Source organism: Psychrobacillus sp. NEAU-3TGS (genome assembly GCF_029955155.1).
Classification (GTDB): Bacteria; Bacillota; Bacilli; order Bacillales_A; family Planococcaceae; genus Psychrobacillus.
On sequence record NZ_JAPNOZ010000006.1, the window covers coordinates 21,064 to 39,226 of the forward strand.

Sequence of the window (18,163 nt, forward strand, 5' to 3'; positions counted from 1 at the left end):
TATTCCGCAAGTGGCTGTCAATTTTTTCGTCAAAATAAAGAATTTACTTGCTCATATGATTTGCAAAAGTATAAAAAGCTTTTGCAACCGTAAAATTCACGTGTTGCAAAAGCTTTTTGTTTATTATTAATAACCACCGTAATAAGGATAATACGGATAATATGGATAATATGGATATGGTTGGTATGGTGGATAAGGTGGATAATATGGATATCTGTTGTTGTAACCATATCCTCCAAATGAAGAACCTAAAAGACCCCCAACTAAACCTCCTATAAATGGACCACCAATTCCACCAAATCCAAAGCCAGGACCTCTAAAGCCTCCACCAAAGCCACCTCTATTATATCGTACCATGCTGTTCCTCCTTTCCCAACAGTGTATGCGGTTAAGGAGTAATAGGCTGTGCGTTTTCCCTATTCTTCTTCAGCCATTCGTTCAATTAATGTTGCAAGAGTCCGTACCATAACACCAGTACCGCCTTTTGGTCCGAAATCATATGCGGCTTTCGTATCGGAAGTTCCTGCAATATCTAAATGAATCCATGGCGTCTCTTCTACAAACTCTCCAACAAATCCACCGCCAAAAATCATATGACCATCGCTACCTGGTGAATTGTTTAAATCTGCTACATCACTTTTACGGATACGTTTTTTATCGCTTTCCGTTAAAGGTAATCTCCAAGTAAACTCTCCTGTTTCAAGAGAAGCTTCCATGAAAGTTTCGAAAAATTTTTCATTATTTGTAAGTGCTCCGGTTTTATCATAACCAAGTGCTGTAATAACTCCACCAGTTAGTGTGGCAACGTCTACAATGTAGTTCGCACCTTGCTGTTTAGCATACGTTACTGCATCAGCAAGCACTAAGCGCCCTTCTGCATCCGTATTTAAAATCTCAATCGTTTTCCCACTCATTGAAGTAATCACATCATCCGGTTTAAAAGCATTGCCAGAGATCATATTATCAGTCGATGCAATTACTGCAATTACGTTTTTGTTAGGACGGAGCTCACCAATGATTTGCATCGCACCTAGCACTGCAGCTGCTCCTCCCATATCGCCTTTCATCCCGACAATACCTGTTTTTGTTTTGATTGAGTAACCACCAGTATCAAATGTAATTCCTTTACCAACAAGTGCCACAACATCTTCCCATTTTTCAGTAGCTTGGTACTTTAAAACGATTAACCTTGGTTCTTCTACGGATCCTTGGTTAACGGCGAGTAAAGCACCCATCCCAAGCTCTTCTATTTCTTTCTTACCTAAAATTTCTGTTTCGAAATTATATGTACTGCCTAGTTCTCGTGCATACTCTCCCAATTGTGTAGAAGTCAGGACATTACCTGGAGTATTTACTAAAATTCTAGCTTCATTTACTGCATCCGCATAAACTGTCCCTACTTCAAAGTAAGAAACTATTTCATCACTATCCTCATCGGTTAAAAGCTCAATTGCTGGTAAATAATAATCCGGAACATTGGAAGATGTTTTATATCCTTCATATACAAATGAACCCATTGTAAGCCCTTCCGCAGCTAAATAAGCGATATCTCCGTCCAAAATAGACTCTGTGCTAAATGATGGAATCCAAATTGCTAATGACTCAGGTTTGCTGGCTAATAATTCTTTTCCAACAAGACCAAAAACTTCGCGAATATTTTCTTGAGTTAATTGTTTACGTTCGCCAATTCCTACAAAAAGAATTCTTTTTAAAGTTTCTTTATTCGCTACAGGTACTTTTACAATTTTTTTAAGTTCTGATGAAATGTCTCCACTCTTTACCCATTCTGTAATATGTTCGCCATAACTACTTAGGAACGCTTCCCATTTACTTGTGTTTTCCGCATGTTTTGAAACAGCCACCACTAGTGTTTCAGATTGAATTTCATCGAATAATACTTCATTTGTACTAATAATCATTATTTTTCCCCCTACATATTCGGATTCATTCTTATTATATAGGAAGAAGATTCATTTTTCGAATTGTATGAATGTGTTATACTATACTTACTTAAGTTAACTGAAAGGCGGTGTCTACTTTGGCAATCCTCCAAAACACACCATTAATGGCTGCACTTTTTTCTATTTTCTTTGCTCAATTTGTAAAAATTCCTATTCATTTTCTCGTAACAAGAAAATTAGATTGGAAATTATTCACTTCTACTGGTGGAATGCCTAGTTCTCACTCTGCTGCTGTAACCTCGCTTTGTACCGCAATTGCGTATGAAACAGGAATTGATTCGAACCTCTTTGCAGTTGCAACTGTATTTGCTGTTATTGTCATGTTTGACGCGACTGGTGTTCGTTTTCAAGCAGGCAAACAAGCAGTAGTCATCAACCAAATGCGCGTAGACTTTCAAAATTTTGTTACCCAAACAAAAGAATGGTCTCATATGAAAAGCGAAGAGAAAATTGAAGAGTTAAAAACCTTACTCGGCCACAAACCGATCGAAGTATTCATGGGTGCTCTAACAGGTATCGCGATTTCTATCATTATTTATACGGCAATAGTATGAGAAAAAGGATGACTCTAAGTGAGTCATCCTTTTAGAACATTTGATATCCATTTTTTCTTAAGTATTTAATAACAAACCCAGCTGCAATTGCCCCTACAAGTCCACTAGACAAAATAATAATATCTGCTGCATGCAATGACATTAACTTTTCCCCAAGTGCTGAGAAAGCAATTCCTGGCTTTGTGAAATAATCAAAAAAAGCAACTTCATCAATTATAAATATGACAACGATTGGATAAACAATTGCCATAAACCATGTCATTCTAAGTAGCATATTAAGTAAAAAAGCGATTCCAAAAAACATGACAAAAAATATGAGCACCGAAATGATCATTTGCACAAGCATAAAATCTCCCATAATCTATTACCTCCGTAGCATCTTTTACTAGTTTACCTTAACGGAGGAGAGTATTCAATGTACTTGTGTATTTTCACCTATTTGTCATAAAGGAATTATTTTTTCCCTGAACCATTGCAACAATTACAAGTTTCGGAACCGCCTAAGCGTAATTGAAAATAGCCTTCCCCTTTGCAATATGGACAGTTTCTAGTAACCACTTCTTGTTTTACCTTTTCCATTCCAACAGCCCCTTTAATGATTATTTTAATATTCTGATAATATATCATATATAGAGTTATTTGTAAATAAAAAAGTGAAATACATTGGCTCACAATTAAATTTCTTCAGTTAGCTTTGGATTTAATAATCGCTCTACCATAAATCGTGACTTGTGTTTAGAGTGTCCCCTAGACACTTTATACGATAATCCTGTGGCGGAATCTATCTTTAGCATCGGTAAAGAAATTCAAGTAAAAGTTAAACCTTGAAAGAAGCGCTATAAAGCCATAATCTCCTCCTTAACCTTATGCTTTTATATTTTGTTTAATTACCTTTTAAGATACATATGTGACTAATCAAAAAAACTGTCGGGGGTAGTAGTATTAGCATCCCCCGACAGTTAAAACCACGATATATGTTTTTCCAAACGTTCAAGTCCATAGCAAAATAAGTTGATTGAACATTTGCTGTTAACTCAAAATTACTTAATGAATAATTTATAACTCGTATAACCAAATACATCTCCCGGGTTTATACCATCAAGTGTGCTAAAGCCATCTTCAAATTTCTTTTCTGCTAATTCACGGATCATAACAGAAGCATTTTCATCATGCAATAATTTAGAAGGATGAATCCATTTTACTTCATAAAGCTCCGATAGTTGTGCTTTCAGAATGGGATCTCTTTCAATGGGGCGCAATAGAAAAATAGCCATATTATCGCTAATCTTATTTTGGATAACACCACTTCTAAAACCAATCATATGTTGAAGTAGACATTCTACCCCAGTTTCTTCCTTAACTTCTCTTAAGGCTGCTTCATCTACCGTTTCGTCATTATTGACAAAACCAGCTGGAAGCGACCATCTCCCATCAAGTCCGCCATATCTTTTTTTCACTACAAGCCATTCACCGATCTCGTTGATAACTAAGCCGGCTACCCCTAGCCAGACATTTCCCCGATCTTTTTTAGTCATATATAAACAACATCCCCTTTAAAAAAGCTCCCACCTTTAAATTAGGGGGAGCTGCAAATTTTTATTTATTATAAACTAAATTTACCTTTTTTAATTACAAGTGGAACTCCACCGATCATGTAAAGTGCACGGTTATCAATTACTTTTTTCATGATGGAAGCTTTTGTTCCAGTAAGTTTTCTACCCATTACGTCACCGATTGCATCATGCTCTCCAAGTGAACATACTGTTCCTTTTAGTGCAGGTACAAACTCTTCTGTATCATTGCCTTTCATTAGAGCAACAATATTTTTCGCAACTGTAACAGCTTGTTGCATAGCAATTTGTGCAGTAGGTGGATATGGACGATTAATCTCTTCATTAATCATAAGTGCACAGTCTCCAACGATGAAAACGTCTGGGAAACCAGGAGCACGCATATCTTTGTCTACTTTAACACGAGCACGCATATTTTCAATGCCTGAAGATTCGATTAAGCGATTTCCGCGAACCCCAGCAGCCCATACAACAGTACCAGCTGTGATGAATTCAAACTCGTCTTCGCCTTTTTTGATCTTAACGCCTTCTGGAGTTGCTTCTACTACTGGTGTTCCAATAGAGAATTCAATTCCTTTTGACTCTAATCGTCTTACAGCATATTCCACTAGTTCTGGGTCAAAACCAGGAAGTACCATTGGAGCTGCCTCTACACATACTACACGTACTTTTTCTTTCGGTACGTCGTATTCTTTGCAAAGTTCAGGTATACGGTTTCCTAATTCACCTAAAAACTCGATACCAGAAAATCCTGCTCCACCTACAACGATTGTTAAACGAGTATCGTCTTGCACATCATCTGTTGACCAGTTAGCAAATTGATATTCAATATGATCACGAATTTGACGTGCTGCATTTACATTCGCAATCGAAAGCGCATACTTATCTAAGCCAGGAATTCCAAAAGTTTCCCCTTCAAAACCTAAACCAATTACTAGGTAGTCATATGTATACTCACCAGCACTAGTTGCGACTTTTTTTGTATTAACATCGATTGCATCAACTGTTGCTTTAACAAAAGTTACTTTGCTTTGGTTAATAACACTCTTTACATCATAACGAACTTGATCTGGACGTAAAGTACCTGCTGAAGCCTCATGTAACCATGTAGACTCATAGTGATAATCATTTTTATTCACTAGAATAATGTCTGCTTCATCTGTTCCTACTAATTTTTGAAGGTTGACTACAGTGGATAATCCACCATAACCTGCACCTAATACTAGAATTGTTGGTCTTTTCAAGAAAATCACAACCACCTTTTATATATTTTAGAAGACCTTTATGACACAAATTATTCGTCATCTTAACGTTTTCTTTTGTCTAATTTGCGACAAAAACCTCTTATCTCTTATATTATCCCTTTTATCACGCTATTTCAATACATTGTTAAAGGATTGTTTAGTTTAGAATTTACAGACAACAAATATTGAGAGAGCATTTCCTATTAGTAGGAAATGCTCTCTCCAACTTTTTAACAGTTCTCAGGAGTCCCGGCTTTTTGAGCCGTTCTAAATGAAGTTCCGCATCCACAGGAAGCGATAGCGTTAGGATTCTCTATCGTAAAGCCTCCACCCATTAAGGATTCTTTGTAATCGATCGTCGTACCATTTAGAATTGGAGCATCCTCTTTCGACACTACAATATCAATCCCATGCTGTAAAAGCTCTATATCATCTTCCTTTTTTTCATGTTCAAAACCCATTCCATAAGAAAGACCGCTACATCCACCACCATTTACTGAAACGCGAAGCATAGCTCCTTCTTCGCCATTATGCGTCATCATTTCTTTTACGCGGTAAGCTGCCGCTTCAGATATAATTACTACTTCTGTCATCTGAATCACCATTCCTTCCTTTTGTATATAATAGCAGTGTTTTTACTATCTAGACAAGGAAAACTACTTGAATCAATTACATCCAACAAGAAATTAATTATTTCGCTTTCAATAGAATTATAGAGTATAATAGAACTAGGAACAAACTGGCTGAAAAGAGGGTTTTTTATGGAAATTTCTCCTTATTATCAAAAAAGCATCGAATGCTTACACTGTAAAAAACAATTTATAACGACTAAAGTCCGGTCTAAATTTGTCAAAGTAGAATCTTATGCTTCTGACTTCCAACCAATATACCAAAACAAAGAGGTAAACCCTTTACTCTATAATATATTCGTTTGTGAACATTGCGGAGCTTCATTTACAGAGGAGTTTTCAAAATACTTTGCTCCTGGTATTAAGGACGAAATTCAAGAAAAGATTGCAAACAAATGGGTTCCACGTTCATATGGAAATGAAAGAAGTATAGAATTAGGTATTAACACCTACAAACTAGGAATTATTTTTGGAACAATAAAAAAAGAGAAATTTATCAATATCGCGGGATTGGCTCTACGAACCGCTTGGCTATACCGTCTGCAGCAAAAACAGACGGATGAACTGCGCTTCATCGAAATAGCAAGGGATCGCTATGTAGATTCCTATTCGTTTGGAGATTATAGTGGAACGCAAATGTCTGAAACGAAAGTTCTCTATTTGATAGCAGAGTTATCCCGAAGAATTGGAGACGTGGAATACGCTACACGTTACTTTTCGAAAGTAATTGAAAAACAAAGTACCTCTTTTGAGCCTAAAATTGTAGAAATGGCAAAAGAACGTTGGCAAGAAATACGAGAACAAAAAGAAAAAGAAGCCTATGTTTAATGGCTTCTTTTTTATTTATTTAATCAAATTCGCCTTGACGTATTTGCGTCTCGATTTTTATCGAGCTCGCTCGATAAATTCCACTGAAAATCTGTGACATCCGCCGGAGGCTTTGATTTCATTCAGCAGTGTTTGTGTGCCCTGCTGAATGAAGTTAAAATACTTGTTCTACTTCCACTACTCCAGGTACTTCCTCTAAAAGAGCGCGTTCAATACCTGCTTTTAATGTAATTGTTGAACTTGGGCAAGTTCCGCAAGCTCCAAGAAGGCGTAGCTTTACAATACCATCTTCTACGTCAACAAGCTCACAGTCTCCCCCATCACGTAGTAAAAATGGGCGCAATTTATCTAAAACTTCTTGAACTTGTTCATTCATTGTATCAGTCATATCTATCGACTCCTTTCATTATAATCATTATAATATCAGTAAGGGAAAAAATCCAATAAAGAATTCGAAGGAGCTAAACAATGACAAAACCTCAAGCGTTAAATATAGAAATTTATGGTGCTGATGTAGTGTGCGCCAGTTGCGTAAATGCGCCATCTTCTAGGGATACATACGAATGGCTTAGTGCTGCAATTAACCGTAAATTCCCAGCAAACGAAATAACGTTTACGTATATTGATATCGAGCAGCCAATTGAGAATGAAAGCCAGCAAGATATCGCAAACCGTATCGCAGAAGATGAGTTTTTCTATCCACTTGTTATGATTAATGAAGAGATGATTGGTGAAGGTTATATTCAGCTAAAACCAGTATATGCAGCACTTGAGAAATATGGGTATGTGAGCGAAAAAGAATAACAATCAAAAAACTTTGAGACAATACACTAACATTGTTTCAAAGTTTTTTATGTTGAATCATAAACAAAAACACAAAAGGACGTACTCATATTCTGATAGCTTTTTTATAAATGTATTTTAATATGCTCTCAATAAACAAACTGCAGACAACCTCTAAAGGATGTCTGCAGTCAAGTATGTCTATACACTGTATAAGTTGAGCTTAAGTTATTAGTTTTTTGATTCCGAGCTTGCTAACAAGCCAAGATCAAGATTTAATCCCAATTCGCTTGAATCATTCTCTTCCTCATTTTCTGTAGATTCTACCCAAAGATTTGCTGTAGCATCTAACATGGAGAAGAAAGAGTCTTCTTCTTCTGATTCTAAGCCTAACATAGATGTAGTATCTACTTCAGTCCCTAGATAAGATGAGTCTTCCATTTGCTCAGCTTTGATCCATGCAGATAAAGCTGACATGAATGTTGCATGATTTTCGTTTTCATCGTCTTCAGAACCTACAGCTAAGAAAGAAGCAGAATCAGTTCCAAGAGCAAATGTAGATGACTCATTTTCGTCGTCTGATTCAATACTATTCATGAAAGTAGTGTTGTTATCTGCATTCAGATAGGAAGAATCATCTTCATTTTCGAACAAAGAATTTAAGCTACCGACAAACGCACCTTTTGTCATTGAAGAGTAAGTGTCATTCTCTTCATCTACTACTGTTTCATTCATTACTCCTGCATCTCCATCAGCATTTAATGATGCGGTTTCCTCTTCGCCCTCATACATTGCTCCGACTGTACCCTCTACATCTGCTTCTGTTGTAGATGAATACATGTCATTTTCTTCATCTACTACTGTTTCATTCATTACTCCAGCGTCTCCATCAGCATCAACGGAAGCAGTTTCGTCTTTGCCCTCATATATTGCTCCGACTGTACCCTCTGCATCTGCTTCTGCTGTAGATGAATACATGTCATTTTCTTCATCTGCTACTGTTTCATTCATTACTCCAGCGTCTCCATCAGTATCAACTGAAGCGGTTTCGTCTTCGCCTTCATATGTTGCTGTGGCTGAAGCATCTGCATCTAAATTCGACTGATATGCATCTTCCGTAGATTCTACATTCACATTCGAATCTGCATCTTTCTGTGAATCAATTACGAGAATACCATTATCTTCAGATCCCAAAAAGTTTAATCTTTCCAATAAATCATGCTCACCATTCAACAAAGAATTATCATTTCCTGCTGCAGAAGCTGCTCCTGCTCCAATTAATAAACTAGCTGCCAATCCACCTGTAATTGTTAAAGTTCTGAGTACATTTTTCATTTTTTATTCTCTCCTTTTAATATAAGTTTTATATGCTACTTATAGAAAAAAGAGATTGTCGAGGTGGTTGGAACGGCGGTGCATTCAACCACTGATCGTATAATAGTCGTGTCATGGTTGGAAAAATTGCACCCCTACTTTCAAAGGCCATTGCCATTTCATTCATGGTTGCGAATGGCATGGGTCCTCCTGATCCACCAGTTTGTGTTGGAGTGGATGGGCCTGATTGAAAAGTAGGCACTACTTTTAATTGATTGTAATCCTCAGAAGGTATTTTTGGAAAAGATTCTGGTCGCTTTTCTTTTTTCTTTTTTATATCCCGCTTTGGAGCAGTGTCCAGTGGTTTAGTAACTACTTCACCTAGATATGATTTCTGAAGATCCTCCGATTCAAAACCAATTTCTGGCTCATCCATTAAAATAGGCTGTTCATGTTGAATGGGTTGCTCTATTTCAGGGATAACGATTTCCTTCTTTTGCGCTACATTATCCGGTTCTAACAGAGATAGCGCAGTAGCTGTTTTAGGTAAATCCGAATTTGTATTTGGAGTAGATTGTTCAGTTCTTATAGTTTCCACATCTATAATAGGAGTTTTTACACTGACTTGTGGATGTTTCTTATTTAATTCCTGAGTATGAGCCTCCAACAAATCAGCTTCTATTTTTGCTGTATCATCTACTTCTACTTTCACAATGGACGTATCTACCTTTACAGTTGGAGTTTTTGATACTTCTGATTCCACAACCCCAAGGTTAACTCCTATAGAAGGGTTTGAAGAAACATTTAAGTCAACTATCGGCTTTTCACTTTTTACAGTTTCCGTTAGCTTCTCCGTAGTCTCATCTAGGGTATTCACTACTTTCCTAACAGGTTGGATCAGTTCTTCCGTTTCGGCAACTTTTTCAGTTAGCTGCACTTCCGAAACCGAATCTGTCACCGTTTCTATAAGATTCGAAGATTTGTTTAACGTATTTCTTAGTAGTCCACCATCCGCTGATGCAAATGTCGGTACACTTAAAATGCCAAACATAATAGCCGCTTGTACTACTCTCTTATACATATCGTCATTCACCTCCTTCTCACTTCAAAAAGAGCAGTAACCGTCTATTTTAGATATGTAACTTTATGGAAACTATTTCTCTCATTAGTTATCAATAGTTTTCATATATAGTACCTTACACTACACAATAAAAAAGGATTTCAACTTTTCCTGTCACATTATCACTATTACAAATACAAGTTTTATATTTCCTATAAATAGAAAAATTAAACCTCCTGTCATATATATTTTTGCAAACTCATAGTAATGAGACTTTACAAAAAGAACTAGCGATTATATACCTTTAAACCTTGCGTTCCAAATATTTATTGTGTATATAGTAACAACTACTTTTCATGGGTAATTCACGCAGTATAGGGAAACTGCGAGGTAGTCATCGGCGTCTCACACCAAGTAAACTTGTTTTATGAAAATTGGTTGCTCTCCAGAGTAATTTAATTTGGTTGCTTTCAGACTAGAGCTAGTTGCTCTTAACAGACGTTTGGGTGTTCTCAGACTAGAACTGGTTGCTTTCGACAGCTGTTTGGTTACCCTTATCCAATTTCTGGAGTTACATATACTGCAATATAATTGAAGGGATTTAGTGCGGCGGCGCGAGCCTCCTGCGGGAAAGCGAGGCAGACGAGACCCTGCAGTCGCTTGCGACGAAGCGGCTCGTCGCTCGCCCGCGGAAAGCGAAGCACCGCCGTGCTAAATCCAAGCGTTCACTTTCTTCAAGCTCTCTAAGTCACAGTTACTCTAAACCATGCCGAATTATTTAGAGAAAATGATACACACCACATAAATTTCTTAAAGAGGACAAAAAAATAACCTTAGAAACGCTGATATTACAACGTTTCTAAGGTTATTTAACCATTATGTCTTTTATACATCCAAAGCAATCCAGATTTCATCAGTCTTGCAATACGGCCAGTTACTGAAATATCTGCCATGTAAGCAAATCCTTGTTTCTTTCCAAGGGAACCCATAAAGCCTTTCAACTTTATTTCTGGCATTTTTTCAGGAAGCGGTAAACCTCTCCAACGGGCTTGTAGCACTTTAACTATTTGCTCCGCTTGCTCCTCCGCTAATTGCGCACTTGGTGCAAAAGGAAGAGATGCACAATCTCCTACAACGAAGACGTTCTCGTAATTTGGTAAATCATGATATTGTGTTAGTATAGCTCGTCCAGAACTATCTTTTTCACCTGGTAATGCACCCACTGTAGCTGCTGGTTGGATACCCGCAGTCCAAACAACCACGTCTACAGGGATAACCTCTTCATGATTATACAATTTGTTTGGTTCTACTTTAGTAATGTTTGAATTACTAACTACTTCTACATCGTTTGAATCAAACCATTTTTTCACATAATTACTCAATCGCTCTGGGAAATCTCTTAAAATACGTGGGCTACGGTCGAATAGTTTTATCCTTAAATCTGGACGACTCTCACGAAGTTCACTAGCTAACTCAATTCCGCTTAAACCTGCACCAACGATTCCAACGATTGATCCAGCAGGAAGTCCTCCAAGTTTTGCGTATGTGTCACGAGAACGACCGATGGTTTGAATACTATACGTAAATTCATCCGCACCAGGTACTCCGTGATACTTATCTTCACAGCCCAACCCAATAACTAAATCATCATAAGGGACTGCTCCACCGTCTGCTAATAGTACTTGTTTTTCTTCTACATCAATTTCCGTAATTTCTCCATACTTAATCGTTAATTTTTCGCTTTCCGGAAACCCCACACGGACTTCATGATCAGAGGATGTTCCAGCTGCTAACGCATAAAACTCGGTTTTTAAGCTATGAAATGGTGTTCGGTCTATTAAAGTAATCTCTACATCAAGCGGTAAATTATTTGGCAACAGCCGCGACAAAATTCGCATATTACCATATCCTCCACCTAATAATACTAATTTTCGCATAATTATCTCCCTCATCTTTGAATGTCATCTAAAATTATAAATGATTGTGATGCTTTTCACAAGGGAGCTTCTGCATTGACGGATAGCGAAAAAAGGAGTAGCATGACGTTGTAGTGAGGTGACAGCTATGAATCCTATGGTTGAATTTTGTATAAGCAACCTTGCAAATGGTTCTCAAGAAGCTTTTGACATATTAGAACAAGATCCTAACTTAGATGTACTAGAATATGGCTGCCTCAGTCATTGTTCCTTATGCTCCGAAACTTTACTCGCAATCGTAAACGGAGATGTTGTCGAAGGGGATTCCCCAGAAGATCTTGTGAAAAAAATATATGCATATATTGAAGAAAATCCTCTATTCTAATAGTGGTATTTTCTTCTTTTTATTTTATCCAATCATGTAGTGTCTCTAAACAGTACGTCGGTTGCTCTGCTTTACTTTGAACTTCCTCTGTACGATTAACCCCACTATTCACGTGGGCCGTATGGATGCCCATATGAATCCCAGTTAAAATATCCGTGGAATAATTGTCTCCAATCATGATCATCTCTTCTTTTTTATACCCATATTTCTGTTGAATAAACTCAAGCATAAATGCTTCAGGTTTCCCCATATATATTGGTTCTACACCAGTAGAATACTCTACTAATTTTGTAAAAGCACCGTTGCCCGGTATTAATCCTCTTTCATCCGGAAATGCATGATCGCTGTTTGTCGATATAAATGCTGCACCTGCTCGAATGGAAAGACATGCAGTTGCAAGCTTGTCATAATTAATACCGCGGTCAATCCCCATCACTACTACATCCGCAATACCTTCTGTCCGAACTACTTGTTTAGCTTCTAGTGCATCTTCTAATCCAATTTCTCCAATCATATACACCGATTTGTTCGGATAATGTTCCTCTATATAATTAGCAGCGGCAATGGAAGAAGAAATAATATGATCTACTGACACATGAATATCCATCTTCGCAATTTTTTCTTGCAATTGTTTTTGAGTCATGGAAGAATTATTCGTTACAAAAAAAGGTTCGATCCCATTCCCTTGTAGATAATGTACAAAGTCCACCGCTTCTTTAATAGGAGTTTTCCCCCTATACACTGTTCCGTCCAAATCTAAACAATAGGCCTTATAATTTAACATTGGAATCCTCCGGTAAAAATGCAGAGACCGGTCCTAATTCATTAAGCAAATAATTTTCTACATATCCAGGGAATTGTTTTAAATAAGTTAAATTGTCAATAAGTATTTGTTCTAATTGCTTATGGTCAACTGCATAAAAGTGTCGTACTAATTCTTTTCTAAATTCAATTACCTTTTAATGGTGCATCCATTTCTGCTGGAATAACCTTTTCATCCGTTAAAATGTCGATTATATCATCATAACCACCTGGATCACGCATAATAAAACCGTCAATCATTGAATTTCCTATATCAATAATGGATTCAATGATATTTTGTCCTACGCGCTCTAAAGCTAATTTAGATTGTTCATCTGAGTGCCAATCTACTTCACCTTCGATCAGTGTTATTAATTTGTTCATATGTGCAATTGTCTCAGCTATTTTTTTTCGATCTACAAAATACATTGGAAAGCCTCCTGAGTCATGTTCAGTTGATATATACCTCTCTTCTATAGTACCATAATTCGTAGTTAGGAAGGAGTGTCACCAAATGGAGCGATTTTTTTTATACGATGATGTGGAAGATACAAAAACGAGATTCGTTGGTTTTACAGGAGATTCCCAAAGATATGATTTAGCGATCTTACAAAGCTCTCGTTTTTTTGGTAAAGTGCTTGTAATGGATATCCAATACGGTAGAGCAGCAATACTGGGACCAGATGATTTAGAAGAACCAGGCTATTTAGAGCATGTCTATAATAGAACAGAAGTAGAAGCGGAAGAATTAAGAGATTACTTAAGAGAATTACTAAACTGAGAAATTATTTTATTGTGCAAGTTTTAAGAGAGGTAGAAGGTGGCAATACACTTTCTTCCTCTCTTTTCTATAATTTTATGGTTATCGATTGTCTGTAACTCCCTTGAACCACAGCTTTCCAACTAAAGCGGCCTTTTTCCAACTAACAGCAGTAAAATTCCAGATAAAACCTCAAAAATTCCAACTAAATTCGCAAATTTTCCAACTAAAACTCTTTCTTACCTAATAAAAAACCTAGAACAAGATCATAAATGATCCTGCTCTAGGTTTTCTTGTATGGTTTCCTCTACTACTTTTGCTTTTACTTTCGGGGCAACACCCGTTTTTTTGATTAGAAAATAGGCACAGCCGAAATTACAATACTCATATAAGTAATCTTTCATCGTACTTATTTTCGTATCGAAGGTCGCTTTATGATTTCGATCTTCAAAAAATCCTTTTAGACGAAGCTGACCATATCCCCAGTCCCCCATTATATAGTCATACTTTGAGAGAATTTCACTATAGCGATCCAAAAAAGCCTCTTCTTTATATGCATCTCGGTAATTTTCTATAATTTCATATGTAAAACCTTCTGCAACTATCATTCCATCACCCATCCATTAGCTATTTTGAGTAGCTAGAAGTTCCTCGCCTTGTGCTTGTTTTTGTTTCGCCGCAGCATTTACTTGCTCGTCAGCATGATAACTACTTCTTACAAGTGGACCAGCCTCACAATGTGAGAAACCTTTGCTCATTGCAATTTTACGTAATTCTCCAAACTCAGCAGGTGAATAATATTTTAACACAGGTAAGTGCTTTTTCGTAGGTTGTAAGTATTGACCAATCGTCATAATATCTACATTGTTTGCACGAAGATCGTCCATTACTTCTAAAATCTCTTCATGAGTTTCCCCTAAACCTAACATTAAAGAAGATTTCGTAGGGATAGTTGGTTGCATTTCTTTTGCTCGACGCAGTAGTTCAAGTGAGCGGTCGTATTTTGCTCGAGCTCGAACTCTTGGAGTTAATCGACGTACCGTTTCAATATTATGGTTCAAAATATCTGGTTTTGCATCCATGATATTTTGGATATTTTGTTCAATGCCTCCCATATCAGAAGGCAGTACTTCTATTGTTGTAAACGGGTTTTTACGACGGATTGCACGAATAGTTTCAGCAAATACCTCTGAACCGCCATCTTTTAAATCATCACGAGCTACTGCTGTCACCACAACATGTTTTAGATTCATGATAACAACAGAATCTGCAACGCGTTCTGGTTCTGCTAAATCTAGTTCATTTGGTAGACCTGTTTTAACCGCGCAGAAACGACAAGCACGAGTACAAACTGCTCCTAAAATCATAAAAGTAGCAGTTCTTCGAGAACCCCAACATTCATGTATATTCGGACATCTTGCCTCTTCACAAACTGTATGTAAATTATTTTCGCGCATTAATTTTTTTAGACCTTTATAGTCTTCATTCGTATTAAGCTTTATTTTTAACCAATCTGGTTTGCGTTGATGCTCTGATTTCGTTGGTTTACACGATGTCATTCATACCTACTCCATTCTTCATAAACTGACTACACTGTTGTCAATGTACCATATTATTAGAATTCAAACAACCTTCTGAACTAACTCTTCAGAGCCAAAATGGATTATTAATTTGCTTCCATTTCCTTCTTATTTTTCGCATTCCAAACAACAAACAATACAATTAGAATCCCTATAACCGAAACAAACCCTATAAAAATGGAATCTGTTAAACCAAGAACTAAATAGCCAATCGCCGCTATAACCGCACTAATAATCGCATATGGTAATTGCGTCATAACATGATCGATTACATTAACCCCAGCTCCAGTAGCTGACATGATGGTTGTATCCGAAATCGGTGAACAATGATCTCCAAATACCGCTCCTGCTAGAACCGCTGCAAGTACTGGCAACAATAACTCTGGTTCTATCGCCATAATAATACTAGCACCAATTGGCAATAAAATACCAAATGAACCCCAAGAAGATCCAGTAGCAAATGCCATAAATGCTGTTAATACAAAGAGCAATGCTGGAATAACGCCGACCGGAATATTGTTGTCCGTTACGAGATTAGCTAAAAACACGCCTGTCTCTAATGCATTGATCAAGAAGGATAAAGACCATGCAAAAATTAAAATAAATATAGCAGGAAGCATGGAACGAATCCCTGTTACAATTGCTTTCCATACTAAATTAATGCTCGCTTCTGGATTCGTATTAAACTGTCGAACATATAGTACGACAGCCAAAATGGTCGCTACCAAGCCACCAATAAATAAAGAAAATGGCACATCGGTATTTTCAAAAATAACAAATAAATTCAACTCATAACCAGAAAGTCTATAGCCAGTCCAAAACATTGCAAATAGCGTCACTACTATTAACGACACAATTGGCAAAACTAAATCCATTACTTTTCCATAATTATTTTCCGGGAAATTTCCTTCTAGATTTCCTGGGTTTGGTTTAGACGAATCGAAAAGTTCTCCCATTTCTTTCGCTCTCTTCTCATGTTTCTTCATTTCCATTATGTCAAAGTCTGTCCATGCTAAGAAAAAAACAATCGCTAAAGTCGCAAGTACATAAAAATTCATAGGTGCCATTAACACAAATGCTTCAAGTGGCGTATAAGCTGTTACTGCATGCGTTGCAAAAATAACACCTAACTGACTGATTAAAAACGCTCCCCAACTAGAAACTGGTGAAACGACACAAACAGGCGCGGAAGTAGAATCGATAAAATAAGAAAGCTTTGCGCGTGAAATGCGATGTGAATCAGTTATGGGTCTAGCTATTTGACCAACTGCTAACGCATTAAAATAATCATCTACAAATATGAGCATTCCTAAAAAAGCGGTTAATAATTTTGAGCCACGGCGAGTTTTTATTTTTTTAATCGCCCATGCAGCAAATGCTGTACTACCGCCTGATAAACTTACAAACGCTGTCACAACACCAAGCATTAATATAAAAAGCAAAATATAAATATTAGAAGCATTTAACCCTTCTTCCCAAAAAGAAGTTCTAAATGATTCCCATAATAATAGCAACGAATCCACGGGAGCAAAATTTTCTACGAGAAGCGCTGCAGATACAATTCCAACCCCTAAAGATAAAATAACTCGCTTCGTTACAAGCACCATAATGATTGCAAGTAACGGTGGCAATAAAGAAAAAATCGTATTTTCCAAAACCTATTCCTCCTCAAAAATATAAAAAGCCAACCTACATATGTATATAGGTTGGCTTCCACTATTGAATTTAAGCATAAAAACGATTATTTACCATCTGTAGCTCACCATTTATATTTTTCATATAAATGACAGTGTTATTCTTTTTTAGAATAACCCCAACTAAATATCGTTTGACGGACTATATTTAGCTTCGGCAAAACTTCCTTTCGTATACGATCATAAGCGTCATCTTCCTGTATAGTACTATTAAGCTCTGCAGCCTCTACCTATTATATTCATTTTCTCTATTGTAACAGTTGTTTCTGTTTTCTCTGGAATTTTTATTTTTCAGGTAACGGAATCGGCACCTCAACAGACGGAGCAGCAGAACCATCTCCTCCAGTATAAATATGCGGCACTTGCCCTTGCACTAATCCCATGGCTACGGGAATCTTTTGTTCGACAACACTCATTTTACTAGCAAGCGGTACAATAACTTGGACATTTACTTTAATATGAATACTCACTTCTACATACGCATTATTAATACCAAAGTTTTCTATAGTCGGTACAACAGTCGATTGAACATTTCCAATCACATGAAACCGAATAGGAATTTTAGGTCCTAAATTACCGATTAGCGGTATATTCGTTGCCTGCCCCATCGGCACAAAAAATACAACGCCGCCTTGATCTTCCATCGTTGTTTTATCGTATTCAATATCATCTAGATAAGGTAAACTCGATAAGTTTCCTTTTTCTGCTTGTTCTAGATGGGCTTGCACCAAACTATTCGTATCCGACAAGACACGATTAATAATTTCTGTATTAAATTTCGTCGTTACCATATTGGTGCTACCATTTGTTGACGGTACTTCCTCGATAATATCGTTTACATCTAAAACGTTCGCTGTCCTTGAGTTAATTGCTTTACTAATAACCATTGATGCGATTTTATTGGTTTGTACTTCCGCATAATCCAGATAAGTTGGAGTCAATTGGTTGTTAACGAAATAAAATACGCCTGCAACTGATAAGATAAATAACATTATTAGTATAGCTAGTTTTCGCTGAGCAGAAAAAAAAGGAAAACGCTTTTTTTTACGATAGAATAGCAAAAAATCCCCCTTATTACTATTA

General features: G+C 36.9%; 21 protein-coding genes, 1 pseudogene and 1 riboswitch. Of the genes and pseudogenes, 5 read left to right on the forward strand and 17 right to left on the reverse strand.

The window, feature by feature from the left end; translation table 11 throughout:
- Positions 1–126: 126 nt before the first annotated feature.
- On the reverse strand, positions 127–357 hold the full coding sequence (locus tag OR571_RS04855) for a hypothetical protein (protein WP_282241727.1): 231 nt from the start codon (positions 355–357) through the stop codon (positions 127–129).
- 59 nt (positions 358–416) lie between these two features.
- Complete coding sequence (locus OR571_RS04860) at positions 417–1,919, reverse strand: leucyl aminopeptidase (protein WP_282241728.1); 1,503 nt, start codon at positions 1,917–1,919, stop codon at positions 417–419.
- Between the two features lie 119 nt (positions 1,920–2,038).
- Between OR571_RS04860 and OR571_RS04865 the strand changes: the two genes are divergently transcribed.
- Positions 2,039–2,515, forward strand: a complete 477-nt coding sequence (locus OR571_RS04865; protein WP_282241729.1) for a divergent PAP2 family protein — start codon at positions 2,039–2,041, stop codon at positions 2,513–2,515.
- Between the two features lie 31 nt (positions 2,516–2,546).
- Here OR571_RS04865 and OR571_RS04870 read toward each other — a convergent pair whose 3' ends face one another.
- From OR571_RS04870 to OR571_RS04890, 5 genes are all read right to left on the reverse strand, one after another.
- Positions 2,547–2,873, reverse strand: a complete 327-nt coding sequence (locus tag OR571_RS04870; RefSeq protein ID WP_188713353.1) for a YuiB family protein — start codon at positions 2,871–2,873, stop codon at positions 2,547–2,549.
- A 95-nt stretch (positions 2,874–2,968) separates the two neighbouring features.
- Positions 2,969–3,094 (reverse strand): YuiA family protein, encoded by a 126-nt coding sequence (locus OR571_RS04875; protein ID WP_282241731.1) that lies wholly within the window; start codon positions 3,092–3,094, stop codon positions 2,969–2,971.
- Positions 3,095–3,555: 461 nt separating this feature from the next.
- Entirely contained in the window at positions 3,556–4,050 is a 495-nt protein-coding gene (locus tag OR571_RS04880) for an NUDIX domain-containing protein (protein WP_282241732.1), read from the reverse strand.
- A 68-nt stretch (positions 4,051–4,118) separates the two neighbouring features.
- Positions 4,119–5,330, reverse strand: a complete 1,212-nt coding sequence (locus OR571_RS04885; protein ID WP_282241733.1) for an NAD(P)/FAD-dependent oxidoreductase — start codon at positions 5,328–5,330, stop codon at positions 4,119–4,121.
- Between the two features lie 230 nt (positions 5,331–5,560).
- Positions 5,561–5,923, reverse strand: coding sequence for a HesB/IscA family protein (locus OR571_RS04890; RefSeq protein ID WP_282241734.1), 363 nt, complete (start codon positions 5,921–5,923; stop codon positions 5,561–5,563).
- A 168-nt stretch (positions 5,924–6,091) separates the two neighbouring features.
- Here OR571_RS04890 and OR571_RS04895 point away from each other — a divergent pair, with 168 nt between their 5' ends.
- Positions 6,092–6,787, forward strand: coding sequence for a DUF2225 domain-containing protein (locus tag OR571_RS04895; RefSeq protein ID WP_282241736.1), 696 nt, complete (start codon positions 6,092–6,094; stop codon positions 6,785–6,787).
- 154 nt (positions 6,788–6,941) lie between these two features.
- On the opposite strand, the gene OR571_RS04900 is transcribed toward OR571_RS04895, so the two are convergent.
- Positions 6,942–7,175 carry a NifU family protein gene (locus OR571_RS04900; RefSeq protein WP_100353777.1) on the reverse strand — a complete coding sequence of 78 codons (234 nt, stop codon included), beginning with the start codon at positions 7,173–7,175 and terminating at the stop codon, positions 6,942–6,944.
- An 80-nt stretch (positions 7,176–7,255) separates the two neighbouring features.
- On the opposite strand from OR571_RS04900, the gene OR571_RS04905 reads away from it, so the two are divergent.
- Entirely contained in the window at positions 7,256–7,591 is a 336-nt protein-coding gene (locus OR571_RS04905) for a YuzD family protein (protein ID WP_282241737.1), read from the forward strand.
- A gap of 210 nt (positions 7,592–7,801) precedes the next feature.
- Here OR571_RS04905 and OR571_RS04910 read toward each other — a convergent pair whose 3' ends face one another.
- The 3 genes from OR571_RS04910 to OR571_RS04920 form a co-directional block, all read right to left on the reverse strand.
- Positions 7,802–8,905 (reverse strand): hypothetical protein, encoded by a 1,104-nt coding sequence (locus OR571_RS04910; protein ID WP_282241738.1) that lies wholly within the window; start codon positions 8,903–8,905, stop codon positions 7,802–7,804.
- A 28-nt stretch (positions 8,906–8,933) separates the two neighbouring features.
- Positions 8,934–9,965 (reverse strand): hypothetical protein, encoded by a 1,032-nt coding sequence (locus OR571_RS04915; RefSeq protein WP_282241739.1) that lies wholly within the window; start codon positions 9,963–9,965, stop codon positions 8,934–8,936.
- 848 nt (positions 9,966–10,813) lie between these two features.
- Positions 10,814–11,881 (reverse strand): NAD(P)/FAD-dependent oxidoreductase, encoded by a 1,068-nt coding sequence (locus OR571_RS04920; RefSeq protein WP_282241740.1) that lies wholly within the window; start codon positions 11,879–11,881, stop codon positions 10,814–10,816.
- A 127-nt stretch (positions 11,882–12,008) separates the two neighbouring features.
- Here OR571_RS04920 and OR571_RS04925 point away from each other — a divergent pair, with 127 nt between their 5' ends.
- Complete coding sequence (locus OR571_RS04925; RefSeq protein ID WP_142540127.1) at positions 12,009–12,245, forward strand: YuzB family protein; 237 nt, start codon at positions 12,009–12,011, stop codon at positions 12,243–12,245.
- Positions 12,246–12,264: 19 nt separating this feature from the next.
- Here the strand turns inward: OR571_RS04925 and OR571_RS04930 are convergent, their stop codons facing one another.
- Together OR571_RS04930 and OR571_RS04935 are read right to left on the reverse strand one after the other, a co-directional pair.
- A complete protein-coding gene (locus OR571_RS04930; protein WP_282241744.1) occupies positions 12,265–13,029 on the reverse strand; it encodes a TIGR01457 family HAD-type hydrolase in 765 nt (254 codons plus the stop codon).
- Positions 13,016–13,475 (reverse strand): annotated as a pseudogene (locus OR571_RS04935) (DUF86 domain-containing protein). The gene OR571_RS04930 and the pseudogene OR571_RS04935 overlap by 14 nt, the downstream one beginning before the upstream one ends.
- Before the next feature lie 85 nt (positions 13,476–13,560).
- Here OR571_RS04935 and OR571_RS04940 point away from each other — a divergent pair.
- Entirely contained in the window at positions 13,561–13,827 is a 267-nt protein-coding gene (locus OR571_RS04940; protein WP_093269763.1) for a DUF3055 domain-containing protein, read from the forward strand.
- 245 nt (positions 13,828–14,072) lie between these two features.
- Here OR571_RS04940 and OR571_RS04945 read toward each other — a convergent pair whose 3' ends face one another.
- The 4 genes from OR571_RS04945 to yunB all read right to left on the reverse strand — a co-directional run bounded on the left by OR571_RS04945 (position 14,073) and on the right by yunB (position 18,141).
- Complete coding sequence (locus OR571_RS04945; RefSeq protein WP_282241748.1) at positions 14,073–14,414, reverse strand: YutD family protein; 342 nt, start codon at positions 14,412–14,414, stop codon at positions 14,073–14,075.
- 15 nt (positions 14,415–14,429) lie between these two features.
- Positions 14,430–15,365 carry a lipoyl synthase gene (gene lipA / locus OR571_RS04950; RefSeq protein ID WP_142540122.1) on the reverse strand — a complete coding sequence of 312 codons (936 nt, stop codon included), beginning with the start codon at positions 15,363–15,365 and terminating at the stop codon, positions 14,430–14,432.
- Between the two features lie 107 nt (positions 15,366–15,472).
- Positions 15,473–17,041: a Na+/H+ antiporter NhaC family protein gene (locus tag OR571_RS04955; protein ID WP_282241750.1), complete on the reverse strand. Its 1,569-nt coding sequence runs from the start codon at positions 17,039–17,041 to the stop codon at positions 15,473–15,475.
- A 92-nt stretch (positions 17,042–17,133) separates the two neighbouring features.
- Positions 17,134–17,317, reverse strand: a riboswitch (Lysine riboswitch).
- Positions 17,318–17,364: 47 nt separating this feature from the next.
- Positions 17,365–18,141, reverse strand: coding sequence for a sporulation protein YunB (gene yunB, locus OR571_RS04960; protein WP_282241752.1), 777 nt, complete (start codon positions 18,139–18,141; stop codon positions 17,365–17,367).
- Positions 18,142–18,163: the final 22 nt, after the last annotated feature.